This is a genomic window from Halogeometricum sp. S3BR5-2 (genome assembly GCF_031624635.1).
GTDB classification, from domain to species: Archaea; Halobacteriota; Halobacteria; order Halobacteriales; family Haloferacaceae; genus Halogeometricum; species Halogeometricum luteum.
In genome coordinates, this window is sequence record NZ_JAMQOQ010000003.1 from 234,400 (window position 1) to 249,333 (window position 14,934).

General features: G+C 63.4%; 10 protein-coding genes. 4 read left to right on the forward strand and 6 right to left on the reverse strand.

What is annotated here, in order from left to right:
• Positions 1-5: 5 nt before the first annotated feature.
• Positions 6-1,934, forward strand: coding sequence for an IucA/IucC family protein (locus NDI79_RS13090; protein WP_310928953.1), 1,929 nt, complete (start codon positions 6-8; stop codon positions 1,932-1,934).
• Positions 1,935-1,968: 34 nt separating this feature from the next.
• On the opposite strand, the gene NDI79_RS13095 is transcribed toward NDI79_RS13090, so the two are convergent.
• A complete protein-coding gene (locus NDI79_RS13095) occupies positions 1,969-2,517 on the reverse strand; it encodes a GNAT family N-acetyltransferase (RefSeq protein ID WP_310928954.1) in 549 nt (182 codons plus the stop codon).
• Between the two features lie 1,246 nt (positions 2,518-3,763).
• Between NDI79_RS13095 and NDI79_RS13100 the strand changes: the two genes are divergently transcribed.
• Together NDI79_RS13100 and NDI79_RS13105 are read left to right on the forward strand one after the other, a co-directional pair.
• The gene (locus tag NDI79_RS13100) at positions 3,764-4,579 is read left to right on the forward strand and encodes a ParA family protein (protein WP_310928955.1); all 816 of its coding nucleotides are present in this window, start codon (positions 3,764-3,766) and stop codon (positions 4,577-4,579) included.
• On the forward strand, positions 4,572-4,976 hold the full coding sequence (locus tag NDI79_RS13105) for a DUF7970 domain-containing protein (protein WP_310928956.1): 405 nt from the start codon (positions 4,572-4,574) through the stop codon (positions 4,974-4,976). The genes NDI79_RS13100 and NDI79_RS13105 overlap by 8 nt, the downstream gene beginning before the upstream one ends.
• A gap of 120 nt (positions 4,977-5,096) precedes the next feature.
• Here the strand turns inward: NDI79_RS13105 and NDI79_RS13110 are convergent, their stop codons facing one another.
• From NDI79_RS13110 to NDI79_RS13130, 5 genes are all read right to left on the reverse strand, one after another.
• Positions 5,097-5,423: a winged helix-turn-helix domain-containing protein gene (locus NDI79_RS13110; RefSeq protein ID WP_310928957.1), complete on the reverse strand. Its 327-nt coding sequence runs from the start codon at positions 5,421-5,423 to the stop codon at positions 5,097-5,099.
• A 390-nt stretch (positions 5,424-5,813) separates the two neighbouring features.
• Entirely contained in the window at positions 5,814-8,258 is a 2,445-nt protein-coding gene (locus NDI79_RS13115; RefSeq protein WP_310928958.1) for a BGTF surface domain-containing protein, read from the reverse strand.
• 804 nt (positions 8,259-9,062) lie between these two features.
• Positions 9,063-11,006, reverse strand: a complete 1,944-nt coding sequence (locus NDI79_RS13120) for an archaea-specific SMC-related protein (RefSeq protein ID WP_310928959.1) — start codon at positions 11,004-11,006, stop codon at positions 9,063-9,065.
• Positions 11,007-11,144: 138 nt separating this feature from the next.
• Positions 11,145-11,810, reverse strand: coding sequence for a rod-determining factor RdfA (rdfA, locus tag NDI79_RS13125; RefSeq protein WP_310928960.1), 666 nt, complete (start codon positions 11,808-11,810; stop codon positions 11,145-11,147).
• 183 nt (positions 11,811-11,993) lie between these two features.
• Positions 11,994-12,416, reverse strand: coding sequence for a helix-turn-helix domain-containing protein (locus NDI79_RS13130; protein WP_310928961.1), 423 nt, complete (start codon positions 12,414-12,416; stop codon positions 11,994-11,996).
• A gap of 1,151 nt (positions 12,417-13,567) precedes the next feature.
• Between NDI79_RS13130 and NDI79_RS13135 the strand changes: the two genes are divergently transcribed.
• On the forward strand, positions 13,568-14,821 hold the full coding sequence (locus tag NDI79_RS13135; protein ID WP_310928963.1) for an orc1/cdc6 family replication initiation protein: 1,254 nt from the start codon (positions 13,568-13,570) through the stop codon (positions 14,819-14,821).
• The last annotated feature ends 113 nt before the right edge of the window (positions 14,822-14,934 follow it).

Genomic DNA, 14,934 nt, shown 5'->3' on the forward strand with positions numbered 1-14,934 from the left:
AGACAATGAATCCGAACGACGACATCCGAGACGACGCACTGGACGAAGACGTGTGGGAGACGGTCGAACGCCGTCTGCTCGCGAAGATGCTCGAAGAGTTCGCCTACGAGGAGATACTCGACCCCGAGCGGGTCGAGACGGGTGCGGGAAGCGACCGAAAGGCCGGTTCCGACGCAGACGCCGCGACCTACCGGGTCGACCTCGGCGACGCGGCCTACCGCTTCCGCGCCGAGGAACGCCTGCTCGACAGTCTCTCCGTCGACATCGGGAGCGTCGAACGGCGGAGCGCCGGAGGCGGAGAGGAGGACGGAGCGGACGGAGGAAACGAAGGGAAGAGAACGGGCTGGACCCCGCTCAACGACCCGCTGACCCTCCTCCGCGACGTCGGCGAATCGACCGACCTCGACGGCCTGACCGAGGGGAACCTCGTGCGGGAGTACAAGCGCACGCTCCTCGCGGACGCGCACGTCGAAGCGAGGGAGCGAAAGCGCGCGAACGGGGGCGGGGAGTTCGACCCGTTGGACCTCGGTTACGCCGAACTGGAGGGCGAGATGGACGGTCATCCGTGGATAACCTACAACAAGGGTCGCCTCGGGTGGGGGTACGACGACTACCGACGGTACGCCCCCGAAGCGAAAGAGCCCGTCGCGCTGTCGTGGGTCGCCGTCAGTAAGGAGAAGGCGACGTTCGTCTCGACGGCGGACCTCGACCACGACTCGCTCGTGCGGGGGGAACTCGGCGACCGCTACGGCGAGTTCCGCGAGCGACTGGAATCGAAGGGGCTGGACCCCGAGGAGTACTACCTCCTGCCGGTCCACGACTGGCAGTGGGAACACAGCGTCGTCCCCCTGTTCCCCGACGACATCGCCCGCGACGACATCGTTCCGCTGGGCGAGGGCCCCGACGAGTACCTCCCACAGCAGTCGGTTCGCACCTTCGTCAACGTCGATTCGGAGGAGAGACACCACGTGAAGGTGCCGATGCGCATCCTGAACACGCTGGTCTGGCGCGGGTTGCCCGGCGAGCGGACGGAACTCGCGCCGACGGTGACCGAGTACGTCAAGGGAATCCGCGACGACGACGAATTCCTGCGGAGAGAGGGGCTGATACTCCCCGGCGAGGTGGCCGGGCTGAACTACGACCACGGCGACTTCACCGATATCGACGGGTCGCCGTACCAGTACCACGAACTGCTCGGCGCGGTGTGGCGCGAGCCGATATACGAGTTCTTGGAGGACGAGGAGCGGGCGGTGACGCTGTCGTCGCTGATGCACGTCGACGGCGAGGGCGTTCCCTACCTCTCGCGACTGGTCGAGGCGTCGGGACTCTCTCTCGACGAGTGGCTCTCGGAGTTCTTCGGGACGGTGCTCCCGCCGCTCCTGCACTACCTCTACCGCTACGGGACGGTGTTCTCCCCGCACGGGCAGAACACCATCCTCGTCGTCGAGGACGGCGTTCCGTCCAGGCTCGCGGTCAAGGACTTCGTCGACGACGTGAACGTGAGCGACAGACCGCTCCCCGAGTTGGAGGCGCTCCCGGACGAGATGCACGAGGTGCTGCGGAAGGAACCGCCGGAGGAACTGTGTCAGTTCGTCTTCTCGGGCCTGTTCGTCTGCGTCCTCCGGTACGTCGCGGACGTGCTCGAACGGCACGAGAACTACCTCGAAGAGAGGTTCTGGGCGCACACGCGGGAGGCGATTCTGGCCTACCAGTCGGAGTTCCCCGAACTAGAGGAGAGATTCGAACTGTTCGACCTGCTCCGGCCGGAGTTCACGAAGCTCACGCTGAACCGAAACCGCATCTTCGAGTACGGGTACGACGACGCCCCGGGCCGTCCGCACGCCGCAGAACACGGCACGGTGCGAAATCCGCTACACGCCGTCGCCGCGAGATGTCCGGACGACGCGGCGCGACCGAACGCGGCGGACGACTGAGCCGAGAGCGGCGGCCGCCGCCTCGGCGCGCCGGTCACTCGCTGTCCCGCCACTCGTCTTCGAGCAGGCCGTAGTCGACGCAGTCGCGCCACTCTCCCCCGACGAACGCCTCCTCGCGGGCGACGCCCTCGCGCTCGAAGCCGACCTTCTCCAAGACCCGCTGTGAGGCATCGTTGTCGACGAACGTGACGGCCTTCAGCCGGTGGAGACCGAGTTCGTCGAAGCCGTACTCGACCATTGCAGCGACGGCGGCCGTCGCGTAGCCCTCGTTCCAGTGCTCGTGTGCGATCCAGTAGGCTAACTCGGCGAACCGGAACTCGACGGCGTTCGACTCCTCGCGGACGAGGTAGACGAATCCAACGCGCTCGTCCCCGGCGCGGACCAACAGGCCGACGCTCTCCTCGTTCTGACCCATCGTCCCGCCGAGGCGGGCGGTGACCTGGTCGGCGCTGGTCGGCGTGATGACCGCGCGCGACGACCGAACCCGCGGGTCGTTCTCGTGTTCGCAGAGGAACTCGAGGTCCGACTGGTCGGCGGGGCAGAGCGTGACGCCGTCGCCGCGGAGAAACACCGGTCCGGACATACACGAATCCTCATCACCTCGCAGGTAAAGTGCGATGGCCGTCGGAACGACAGGTTCTGCGGACGGAACGGCCGGCAGCGCGAGACCGGGTGAATAGCTCCCGAACCGAGAGCGATGTTCCGGAGTGGCGGTCGTACTCCATAAATCACTCAGTGCTTTATGGAATTTTTGCAGCGAGGGTCAGAACCGCGCGCGAGGGTGCCGAGCCTGAATGAAAGGGTAGAGCGTCGAGAGTGCTCCGATGTACGAGCAGATGCCCGATTCGAGGCGCGAAGAACGGTATCGAGACGATGCCGGCGAAAGCGTACGGGTACGGTGGTCGTTCTCGTTTCGTTCGGTACTTCTCGTCAGAGTTTCGGGGCGCGGGCGGCCCCGGCCACGGGCCTCTCTCCTCGTCGCCGTAGAAGTAGTCGGGAGGCGGGTTGTCCCAACCGTCACACCGCCGTCGGTCGCGTTGCCACGACTCGCCGCTTCGATTCGAGCGAACGAACGGACCCGACTTCGAGTCGGCGTCCGGTAGGACGCTTCGGGCGAGTACTTCTCCGGTGCGAGAGAACCGCCGTTCGGCGGGGAGGTAGTCGAGCGGGGTGCTATCGGTGTTTGCTATGAGAACCGGTATTCACTAATTTAGAAGTGTTCAAAATTTGTGGAGATTGTGGAAATTTCGCAGTGCGCGAGATTTCGGGATGTGAATCGGTGGCGGTTGAGAAAGTATTGAGGAGAGGAGGAGAAATAGATCCGTAAACGGCGACTGTCGACGAACCCCGACGACTATCCGACCGTCGGTCGGGTAGCACGAAGTGAGCGAGCGGAACAACAAAATTCCAAGACGCTGTGAGAACCTTAGAATTTGTAGAAACTGTAGGAAATGTGAAAACTGAAGAGGGTGGCCGAGAGAGCAGAAGACGGACCTATTACCACGGAGAAGACAGTTTAGAATGTGTGCAAATTCTAGGATTTGAAGGATGCGAAGAGTGCTTAGAGCGTGCAGAGCTTGTGGAGTGCCCGAGATGTTACAATTGAGTATCGGAACGGTTACGCCGCCGAGAGGGCGCCCAAGATTTCTACAAATTCTAGAATTTGTTAGAATTCCGGGATGCGTCCAACGTCTGACGCAGAGTTATATACTATGCCGCGGAAACGGCTGACAGCGTGTAGACGGCTGAAGCAGTCTACAAATTCCGAAAATTCCACAGATTTCACCATGCGCAGAACTCGAACGCAGTTCGGACGGGAGGCGAAGTAGATGGCGCGCGCCGTGAGCGTCTCGCTACAGAAAGGCGGCGTCGGGAAGACGACCATCGCCATCAATCTCGCGGACGCTCTGGCCGCGCGGGGGAACGAGGTGCTCCTCGTCGACCTCGACCAACAGGGCAACGCGACGGAGGGAGTCGGGAAGAAGGAACTGTACGAGACCGACGGTCCGCACGTCGGCGACGTGTTAACCGAGGACGACCCGGTGGACGTACGCGAAATCATTCACGACCGCGGAGAGTTCGACCTCCTCCCCGCGCACGTCGACTTGGACGACATCGAAGACCGGATTCGGAACTCGACGTTCGGTATCCTGTGGGTCCGGCGGCGCATCGTCGAACCCCTCCTCGGGGACGAATACGACTACATCGTCATCGACTCCCCCCCGAGTCTCGGACCGCTCTCGGACGCGTCGCTCATCGGGGCGGGCAATCTCATCGTACCCCTGCTCATGAGCGAACCCAGCGTCTCCGGGTTCGAGCGGATGGTCGAACAGCAGGTCCGGCCCATCCGCAACGAAGTCGACCTCGACATCCTCGCCATCGTCCCGAACGACCTCAGCGGCAACAACGAGGAGCGACGCATCATCGACGACCTCGAGGCGTCGCCGTTCGCGCAGTATCTTCCCGCGTTCGCGCGTTCGGAGGGGTTCGGCGAGTCGCCCGGTCCCGGAATCAGACACCGCATCGCGTTCAGTCGCGCCTGGCGAGACGGGAAGACCCTGCGCGAGTACGACGCCGACAGCGACATGCTAGAGCGACTCGACCAACTGGCGCAGGTCGTCGAGAACGGAGGCACCGATGCCTGACGAGAACCGCTTTTCGGGACTCGGCGACGTGGTCGAGGAACCCGAAGCGGACGCCGCAGTAGAGGCGGAATCGGACGCGAACGACGCCGGCGGGTCGCCGTCCGAACCGAACTCGGAATCGAAACCGGAAGCGGAAACAGAGGCAGAGACGGAAGTCGAGTCGCAGTCCGGTCCGGCGTTCGAGTTCGAGGACACGACGGCCAAGAGCGTCTACGTCCGGTCGGAGACGCTGTCGGTGATGGACGACGCCGAGTTCGAGGTGGAGTCGCTGCTCCGACGGGACCACGACGTCCGCGACGTGACCGGCCGGGAGTTCCACGACGCTTTCGTCCGCGTCGCCGCCGACCACCCCGAAGAGGTGGCGGCGGTCATCGTCTCGGCGCGGGACGGAGAGTAGGAGTCGGCGGGAAGAAGGTAAAAGCGAGCGAGAGCGACCACGAGGGGACGGGATGCGTCGACTCGGGTCGGTAGGAAACCGACGCGCCGAGACACCAGCGTCCGTCGGACGCTTCGGACGCTACGGACGCGACGTCAGTCGCTCCGTCGGGTAGTCTGCGGCCGCGAGAACGGACTCGGCGGTGTCCCACCGCGGACCGCGACCGACCGCGCCCTCTTCTCTGTCCCACCAGATGAACCCGTTGCGTTCGAGTTTCGGCAGGTGGGCGTGATAGAGCGTGGTTCGTGTCGTCTCCGGACTGGCGTCGGGGTCGGTTCGCCGCGAGAGCGAGTCGACGCTCACGTCGGTGCTGTCGGTCAGTTCTGCGAGCACGCGGCGGCGCGTCGCGTGCGCGAGCGAGTCGAACATCGCGTCCCAGGACGCGGTCGCCGTATCACTGCGGATCATAGTAGAGGGTCGGAACTCGCGTGAGCGGTGCGTGCGCCCCGTTTCGGGATACGTGAGCGAGAGAAGATCGCTCCCCTCTCGCGCGGCGCACACGCCGCGTAACTCCCGCGTTCCGTATTCATTCATACCGTCCGAAGGTGTATAAATCCGTCAGTCGGCGGGCGGGCTACGGAGAGGGACGGCGCCGGCGAGCGAGAACCCCGTACCTGGGCTCTCGACCCCGGGGGTACGACTCCCAGAACCGCCGTCCGTTCGCAGTTCGGTCGGCGACGAAACGCGAGAGCGGTCTCTGGGGGACGAAGTGCGCCAAAAATCGAATCGAAGTGGGTCGAGAGACCGTTCCGGAAGACGGAGTCGGTCGGTCCGGACGGGCCGGACGGTCGTCCGTCGCTAGTCGCGGCGGGTCGCCAGCAGGGCCGCGGCCAGCAGCGCCGTCACGGCGACGACCACGCCGAACCCGGGCGTGCTACCCCCGGTCGTCGTGGGGGTGCTCGTCGCGGTTTCGGTCGGGGTGTCCGTCGGCGTCGCCGTCGGCGTGTCCGTCGACGTATCCGTCGGCGTGTCCGTCGTCATCGGCGTGTCCATGGGCGTATCCGAGGGCGTCGGCGTCGTCTGGTTGACGATGACGCCGTCCTCGTTCGCCAGGTCGTCTCCGCCGCTACGAACGGTTATCTCGAACTCGGTTCCGGCCTCGATGTCGGAGGTGTCGAACGTCGTGGTGACGGACCCGTTCGCGGTCGTCTCCACGGTGTTCGAGAGCAGGAACGCGGAGTCCGAGGCCGAACTGCGCAGACGGACGCTGACTTCCGACCCGCCCGCGAGGTTCGTGTCGAACCGAACGGTCGCCTCTTCGGACCGGACGACCTCGTACTGGTCGTCGTCGTTCAGGTCGAGGTCGGCGTCGGGCTCTTCGACCGTGAACGCGGTCGAGACGCGTTCTTCCTCGTCTTCGTCGACGTAGTCGATCACGTCCTCGCCCTCTTCACCGACGCGGAAGTACGCCTGGTACTCCGCGTCCTCGTCGAGGTCGAGTTGGTCGGTCTCGAAGACGACGAAGAACTGGTTCTCGGCGACGGAGTCGTCGCGGTAGATGGCCGCGTTACCGCCGTCGAAGTCGATGGACTCCTCGTCGGCGTTCGCACCCGCGTCGGACTCCTCGATGCCGAGGAAGACGCCGTTCTCTTGGAGGGAGTCGATGTCGTCGTCGTCGATGATGCCGCTGACGCCGCTGGCGGTGACGCGCACGACGAGGCGGTCGCCGAGCGCGACCGTGTCGCTCTGGTTGGCGCTCTCGATGAGTTCCTCGGTGTCGTCGAAGCCGTCGGCGCTCCCGCCGGGAGCGGTCAGCGTGCTGATGCCGTCCGTGCTACGTCCGACGAGGTCGAGGACGGCGACGTCCTGTTCGTCCTCGACTTCGTCCTCGTCGGCGTTGTACTGCAGCGACGTGCTGGCCCGGAGGTCGTAGTCGCCGGGTTCGAGACGGTTGTCGACCGCGCCGTCGAGACGGTCTCCCTCGGTCACCTCAATGTCCTCGGTGACCGTCTCGATTTCGTCGTCCTCGCTCACGAGTTCGAACGGATCGGTGTCCTCCTCGCTTCCGGTGAACGTGTTAAAGGAGAACGTCACCTCGCCGTCGTCGTCGTCGTCGTTCAGCCGGACGGCTTCGAGGTAGTTGACGTCGTCACCGCCGATGAAGACGTACGCCTGATCGGTGTCTTCCATCTGGACGGTGATTTCGGCGAGGTCACCGACCTCTTCGGTGTACGTCGACTGCGAGAAGTCGATGTTGCGGTTCTCCTCGCCGATTTCGAGCGTGTCGGAGTCGGACGCGGTCGTGTCCGTCACCTGGAACTCGAAGTCGTACTCGCCGGCGTCGATGTCGTCCGTCACCTCGGCGGTGATGGTCGCGTCGGTGTCGCCTTCGAGGTAGACGCTGTCGTCCTCTTCGTTCGTGGCGACGTACTCGTTCGCGTCGCCGAACATGATCTCCAGTTCGTCGGCGTCGAGACCGTCGGCGCTGACCTCGACGAGGTAGTCGCCGCGGCCGGACTCGAAGTCGAGTTCGACCTCGTCGTTCTGCGTGACCGAGTCCTCGTCCCACTCCGCGGTGAGGTCCTGCTCGGCTATCTCGAAGAAGATGCCGTCGTCGAACCCGCCGTCACCCATGACGACGTAGTCTCCGTCGAGGTCCGAGGTGTCGATTTCGACGTAGCCGTTCTCGGGGTTGAGTTGGGAGATGAAGCTGGTCTCCTCGTTACTGCGGTCCTCGACCTCGCGGAGGACGAGGTCACCGGACAGAGAGCTCACGTCCACGTGGACGGTCTCGCCCTGGAAGTTGACGGACTCGACTTCGTTCGCCGTGAGGTTGAACTGGGCGGTTTCCCCGTCGGTCCCGTCGCCGTCGACGGTGAGGTCGTACTCGCCGAGGTCATCGAGTTCGGCCTCGCTCGTGTCGTACACGAGCGTCGCCGTCACCGTGACCGTCTCCTCGGCGTCGCCGTTGTTCTGAACCGTGAACTCGGCGACGCCGTCGTCGACGGATTTATCGGAGACGGAGAAGTCCTCGCTCCCGTCGAGCGTCACACCGACCGCCAAGAGGTCGGTGTTCGGGATGTCGTTCGTGTCGATGCTGATGTCTTCGCTCTCATCCTCGTCGAGCGTCGTCTCGAACTCGACGACCTGCCTCGCGGTGTCCTGCCCGACGGCGACGTCTTCGACGTTCTCGTCGTCAACGGTGGCCGTGTCGATGGCGCTGACCGTACCGACGCCAGCGAAGACGGACATGACCACGAGCGCCGCCATGAGGAGGGCACGCATGTCGTTTGTTTTTGTCATAGTTTGCTGTTATCTTGGTAGCGTGACCGACTTCCTACTACCCCACGAAGCCGGAAGGGTCGAATTCCCGTCATCACACTATCAGATGCCAACTCTAAATCGTGCATTCGTTGATAAATATTTTCTGTATCGTGGACCTGTCGTCCGGTCGCCGTCGTCCGGAGGCGCTTCGAGTAGACGTAATTGAAGATATCAATCTAGGTAATTCGGGGAGTGTTTATTTCATTAGTATTGTTCATTTGTGTCAGATTTATGCCGTATAGATAACAGATTGTATCTTATCTCGCCGCATTTTGTTAGAGTTTTCAAAATTTTTAGAAAGTTCTTCTTCAGATTATCATATTCAATATTCGCGTGGCGAAATGGGCTACTGGGAGAGGAAATGGACCGAGGCGAGAGCATCCGTCTGTGATACCAAAAGAGAAGGAATATTAGCACGAGAGAGAAAAGTAATCAGACAGCGAACGTGAGAAAAAGCGGAGTGCCATCAAATCTGGAGGCGGAGGGAACGAGGACGAGAGTAGCGCTTGGCGCCAGATAGTGGTCCGAGCGAAAGTCGCGTCCGCTTTGAGGGCACAAAGCGAGGAGTTCGGCGGATGAGAGAGCACCGTTTCGGCCAGCTATTACAGAGTTACATTCGTAACGTACTTATCGCAAGAGGTCCGCTTCTGGATTTGATAACGGAGAAAGTGTAGAAGTTGTACAACCAGATATATTTTTGAACCGCTACGGGTAATCGAGCAGGTGGCGGTTTACCGAAGGGCGAGAGGACGGCGAGAAGGGCGCGAGCGGGGAGCCGACGCGCTATATTTCTTGGACGCGTTCGTAGTCGTCGTCCAGCGCCGCCGCGTCCTCGGGGAGGAGTGCGGCGACGGTGTAGTCGGCGTACTCGCTGATGTAGTCGACGAGTTGGGCGATGCGTCCCGAGTCGATGGCCTCCAAGGAGTCGAGCAGGATGAACGGCACCGTCTCGTGCACGTCGTGGACGAGGTAGCCCGCGAGTGCGAAGACGAGTCCGGTGACCTCGCGTTCGCTCTCGGAGAGGTGGTCGATGGTGTCCTCGTAGGTGGCGCCGTTGTCGGCGCTCCGGATGATGTGCATGTCGAACATCGACTTCTGCACCTTCCGGCGACCCTCGCGGACGGTCTGCTCGGTGCGCTCGATCCAGATGCGGTCGAGGTTACCGTAGTCGAGGATGTCGAGGACGGTGTCCATGTGACCGTTGAACTCCTCGATGGCCTCGGACTCGATGCGTTCGATTCTCGTTCGGAGGTCCGCGAGTTCGTCGGCTATCTCCTCGCGGCGTCGCTCCAGTTCGTCGCGGTCGTCGAACCGGGATTCGACCGACTCGATCTCCGACTCCGTCGAGTCGAGGTCGTTCTCCAGTCGACCGATCTCGAACTCGAGTTGGTTCGCCTCGCGGTGGCGTTCGAGGATATCGCCGTAGTCGCGGGATTCGAGCTCTTCGACCTCCGACTCCAGCGTCTCCACGCGGCCGGTGAGTTCCTCGCGCTCGTCTTTCAGCGACTCGCGTCGGTCCCGGCGGCGGTCGAGTTCCTGGTCGATGCTCTGGACGCGGTCGTCGAGTTGGCCGCGGCGTCGGTGGAGTTGCTCGAGTTCGTTCCGCTCGTCTTCGAGGTCGTCGATCTGGTCGCGCAGGTCGTTGCGCTGGTCGAGTTTCTCTCGGCGGAGCGACCGGAGGCGGTCGACCGTCTCCTCGATCTGGCTCGTCTCGACCTCGGTGCCGCACGTCCAGCAGACGACGGTGTCCGACTCGACGAGGGCGTCGGTGACCGAACCGCCTCCGTCCTCGTCGCGGAGGGCGGCGGCGACGTCCGCGCTCGTCCCCTCCAGCATGTCCTCGTTGAACTGGATGACCGTCTGAAGTTGGTTGACGCTGGAGTCGACCCGCTGCATCCGGTCGCGGAGGTCGGCTATCTGCGTCTCGATTTCGTCACTCTCGTCGAGTTCGTCGGGAATCTCCGCGCGTTCGGTCGTGAGTTCGTCGCGCTCGGATTCGAGCGCCTCGATGCTCTCCCCTTCGGCGTCGATGTCGTACCGGACGTCCTCGAGGTCCGAGCGCGCCTCCTTGAGGTCGTCGAGTCGAGATTCCAACTCGTCGCGGTCGTCGCGCGACTGTTCGATGTTGGCGTCGGCCTCCTCTATCTCCGCTTCTTTCTCCTCTAACTCGGCGCGCTTCTCCTCGATCTGCTCTTTCAGCGAGCGCCGCTCCTCCTCGAGTTCGGGGAGTCGCCCGTCCAGCGAGTCGAGGTCGGATATCTCGTTGTCGACCTCTCGTTTTTCCTCTTCGAGTTCGCGAATCTGCGTCTGGATGGCGTCGGTGTCGATGGGCCGCATGATGAGTTCGCGGAGGTCGTCGCCGCGAGCGACGGCCTGCCGGGACTCGTTCGATTCCAAGAGGAACGCGAACAGGTCGGCGAGCGTCGCGTCTTCGAGGTACGGGTCGCCCTCGGTGACAATAGTGCTTCCGCGCCGCTTCAGCGTCCGGGTGTAGGTTCGGTCTCCGACGGTGAGGCTCACGGAGCCCTCGTCGGCGTCGCCTTTCAGCGACGCTCTGTCGCTGCCGAGAGCCGCCATGATGGACTGTAAGAGGGACGTTCGGTTCGTCGCGTTCCGGCCCGCGAGCGCCGTGACGCCGGGGCCGAACTCGACCGTCGTCTCCCCGATACCGCCGATGTTCTCGACGTGGAGCGTGACGGCCTCTGCTGCAGACTGTGCCTGACTCATAAACGGTAGAACTGGGCGAGAGCATATAATACTTCAGTACACGCACGAAAGGCGTTACAGAAATACCGCTGTAAGGTTATCGGACGCTGACGCCGTCGAACCGGCGTCGTCGGCGCCTCGAGGCTCGGAAAAGAGGAGTCACTCCGTCGTGCTCGTCTCGCCCGCGGCGGCGGCGAGTTCGCCCCCGCACTCGCAATGCCCCGCCTCCAAGAGGTCCTGCACGTCGTACTGCGTCCCGCAGTCGCGGCAGAACACGCGGACGTCGACGAGCACCTCGAACTCGCCGATCTGGATCCGGTCGGTGTTCGCCAAGTTCTCGACGATGTTCTCGGAGACGGCGGCCGTCCTGCTCCGGAGTCGCTGGATGGTGTCGAGACCCTTCTGCACGCGGTCCTCGTCCGTCTGTTCGTCGCGCTTGACGCCGCGGTACTTCGTCAGGTAGGTGTGTATCGCCTGGTGGGAGACGAAGTTCTTCTGCAGGTCGTCGATATCGATATCCTCGCGCTCGAGCGTCTGCTTGGCCTGCGTCCGCATCCCACTGGAGACGTCGTCGTCGGTCAACAACCGGTAGGTGTTGGCGACTTCGCCGTCGAGCGGATTCATCCCCGCGTCGACCATCACCGCGCGAAGCAGCCGTCGGTTGAAGTCGTCGGCGAGTTCGCGCAGGCTCAGACGGTCGTCCCGACCCGCCGTCCACAGGTTCTCCAGTCGTTCGCCCTCCCCGTCGAGGCCGTACTCGTCGATGAGTCGGCGGACTTTGCTTCGGCGCCCACGTTTCGCCGTCTCGTTCTCCTCACTACTCATTGAACGGTAGAGACGAGAGGGCGAGCCAGTAAATACGTTCCGCCTCGCTGCCCGGCCGGTCGGGGCGCGATTCGGCCGAATTCGAACGAGGCGCGACCGAGTTCGGCCGAGCACGACCGAGCGTGGCCGAACGTCCCCGAACCCGACGCGTTGGGGAGACGAAACGAGTTGGAGATCGGAGCGTCAGGACGTCTCCAGTTCTCGGAGTAGCCGCCGAACGTGTCCGACCGAGTAGGAGACGCCGAACGTGCGTTCGACGTGGTCTCGGACGAGTTCGGGAGTCCACTGGTCGCCGTCGTACCCCTGTTCGGTCGGGTCCGCGTCGAGGTGGTCCCGCAGTCGTCGTCGGTCCGCCGAATCGAGCTTCCGGGGGCGGCCCGGGCGGTCCTCGTCGGTTATCGCCTCGGTCACCGGTTCCGCCTCGAACCGGTCGAGCCAGTAGTAGAGCGTCGAGCGGGGGATTCCGTAGCGCTCCGCGAGGACGGACACCGCGACGCCGTCGAGGTAGTCCAGGGCGACGACGAGTCGCTTCGCCTCCTTCGCCGACTCCGCGTCCGCGAGCGCGCGACGAAGTTCGTCCGGGTCCACGTCGTCGAGCTTGACCATGTTCGGCGCACTCGGGGGCCGAACTTAACTCTAAGCACTTTCGTCGACGAAAGGCGATACGGAGGCGCAGCGTTACGAGGAGAACAGCGGACGAGGTGGTGTTCGAGAAACGGTCGCATTCGGTTCGTGGGGCGGCGGTAACTGCGAGTTCGAGTCAGACACGTGATTCAATTCGGAGCAGTTTCGGGACGGATTCGACGAGTGGTCCGACGGCCCCAGTCCGTCTCCGTCGTCCACACCACCGTGTCCGCCGTTCCGGTCGGTAGGCTGCTCTCGATACTCGTGACCGACTGGGGACGTCGATGCTTCCTCACCCGTTCGACAGCCCGGCTCAGTCGAATCGAATTCGGACCCGGACACCACGCTGTCCTGAGTAACACCTACGAAACACCCTGAAATTCACGAATCCGGAGCGACCGTCGGTCGGACGCCCCCGTCGTCGACTCCACCGTGTCCGGAGTAGTACCACCGAATCCAGAGCAATCGAACCACCCTCCGTGAGGTGCCCGTCGCAGCTTCCCAACCCACACCACCGTGTCCGCTGTTCTTCGGTGACGAGGAGTAGTCGGCGGTGGGGCCGGGTTCGACGACGCATCTCCGGTCACTCGAGAAATCGTCGGCGAGAGTCGGAGCAGAGAAAGCCATCCTGCCGGCCGAACTCTCGGACCGAGCATTCCGAATTCACGGTTTAGAAGACATCTACTGGCGTTTCAGAGACCATCTATCCTCGGAGGCCCTCGTTCGCCCGCTATCCTCGCTCTCCCACACCCCCTCCACCGTGTCCGCTGTTCTGCCCGTCCGAGAGGGGGGTGGGGTGGGCCGCGAAGTCGCCTCCTTCCACGGGAGGCGACGACGATGCGCGAGAGCAGTCGACGATTTCTCGGCCTAGATCGGTCTAGAGTGTCGAACTCGTTCGTTTCCTCTCTCGTTCTCTACTCTAAGAGGACTACGGAGTAACTTGTGTGACTAGAATATAAAGCTGTCGGTATAAAGAGACCGCCGTCGCGACCGGCACCACCCCCCACCCCTACTCACGCCGGAACTCCGGACAAAGTGGAGGGGGTGTGTTATCGCCGCTCTTTATATACTCACAGAACAGCGGACACTCCGGACGCGGTGGTTTTATCAACGACGCCTGTGAGAGCGTGTCTATGGCGCTGTTCGAGCGGGACAACGACATCTATCGGGACCGGGATGCGCTACGGGAGGATTATCAGCCCGAGCAGTTGGTCGGTCGAGACGAGGAACTCCGAACGTACCAGGCGGCGCTCCAACCCGTCATCAACGGCGAGCAACCGAACAACATCTTCCTGTACGGCAAGACCGGCGTCGGCAAGACGGCCGCGACGAAGTACCTCCTCGCACACCTCCGAGAGGACGCCGCGCAGTACGACGACATCGACCTCTCGGTCACCTTTCTCAACTGCGACGGTCTCACCAGTTCCTATCAGATCGCCACCCGCCTCGTCAACAGCCTCCGCTCGGAGTCGAACCAGATATCCACGACGGGGTACCCTCTCGCGTCCGTCTACGAGATGCTCTGGGAGGAACTGGACGACCGGGCGGGCAGCGTCCTCGTCGTCCTCGACGAGATAGACCACGTCAACGACGACAGCATCCTCTATCAACTCCCCCGCGCCCGCGCGAACGGTAACCTCGAAGTCGCCAAGATCGGTCTCATCGGCATCTCGAACGACTTCTCCTTCCGCGACGACCTCTCGCCGAAAGTCAAGAGTTCGCTGTGCGAACAGGAGATTCACTTCCCCGCCTACAACGCCGAGAACCTCCGCGCCATCCTCCAACAGCGCGCCGAAGTCGCCTTCCACGAGGGCGTCCTCTCCGAGGAGGTCATCCCGCTGTGCGCCGCCTACGGTGCGAAGGACGCCGGTGACGCCCGCCAATCCATCGACCTCCTGATGAAGGCGGGCGACCTGGCGCGCGACGAGGAGACCGACTCCATCGAGGAGAGCCACGTCCGCCGCGGCCGTCGCGCGCTCGAACGCGGCCGCATCAAAGAGGGAATCAACGGGCTCACGGAACACGGCCACCTCGTCCTCTACGCGCTCCTCACCCTAGACCTGGAGGGCGAGACTCCCATCCGCTCGCGCGACGTCCGCCCCCGCTACACGCGCTTCGCCGAACTCGCCAACCGCGACCCCCTCGTCCCCCGTCGAATGAGAGACCATCTGAGCGAACTCGCCATGCTGGGCATCGTCTCCGTCACCGAACGGAACGAGGGGCGGCGCGGCGGGACCTACCGGGAGTACGCGCTCGACATGGACGTCGAACTCATCCTCTCGGCGATGGCCGACACCGTCGAACTCGTCGGCGTCCACGACAGCATCAACTCCTACGTCGACGGCGACGACGAACCGACGACGCTCGAGGATTTCCACGGCGCGTAGACCTCGACGGCTCCTCGCGACGCAGTACCGCGGACACGGCGGTGTCGGACGCTGCCGTCAGAAGGGGAGCCGAACACCACCGTGTCCGCTGTTTCTTCGCGGGCCGACATTCC

Bases quoted from the DNA above. Each gene is read 5' to 3' on its own strand.
- NDI79_RS13130 (WP_310928961.1), bottom strand. From the start codon at position 12,416: ATGGTCAAGCTCGACGACGTGGACCCGGACGAACTTCGTCGCGCGCTC.
- NDI79_RS13135 (WP_310928963.1), top strand. From the start codon at position 13,568: ATGGCGCTGTTCGAGCGGGACAACGACATCTATCGGGACCGGGATGCG.
- rdfA (WP_310928960.1), bottom strand. From the start codon at position 11,810: ATGAGTAGTGAGGAGAACGAGACGGCGAAACGTGGGCGCCGAAGCAAA.
- NDI79_RS13090 (WP_310928953.1), top strand. From the start codon at position 6: ATGAATCCGAACGACGACATCCGAGACGACGCACTGGACGAAGACGTG.
- NDI79_RS13115 (WP_310928958.1), bottom strand. From the start codon at position 8,258: ATGACAAAAACAAACGACATGCGTGCCCTCCTCATGGCGGCGCTCGTG.
- NDI79_RS13105 (WP_310928956.1), top strand. From the start codon at position 4,572: ATGCCTGACGAGAACCGCTTTTCGGGACTCGGCGACGTGGTCGAGGAA.
- NDI79_RS13100 (WP_310928955.1), top strand. From the start codon at position 3,764: ATGGCGCGCGCCGTGAGCGTCTCGCTACAGAAAGGCGGCGTCGGGAAG.
- NDI79_RS13095 (WP_310928954.1), bottom strand. From the start codon at position 2,517: ATGTCCGGACCGGTGTTTCTCCGCGGCGACGGCGTCACGCTCTGCCCC.
- NDI79_RS13120 (WP_310928959.1), bottom strand. From the start codon at position 11,006: ATGAGTCAGGCACAGTCTGCAGCAGAGGCCGTCACGCTCCACGTCGAG.
- NDI79_RS13110 (WP_310928957.1), bottom strand. From the start codon at position 5,423: ATGATCCGCAGTGATACGGCGACCGCGTCCTGGGACGCGATGTTCGAC.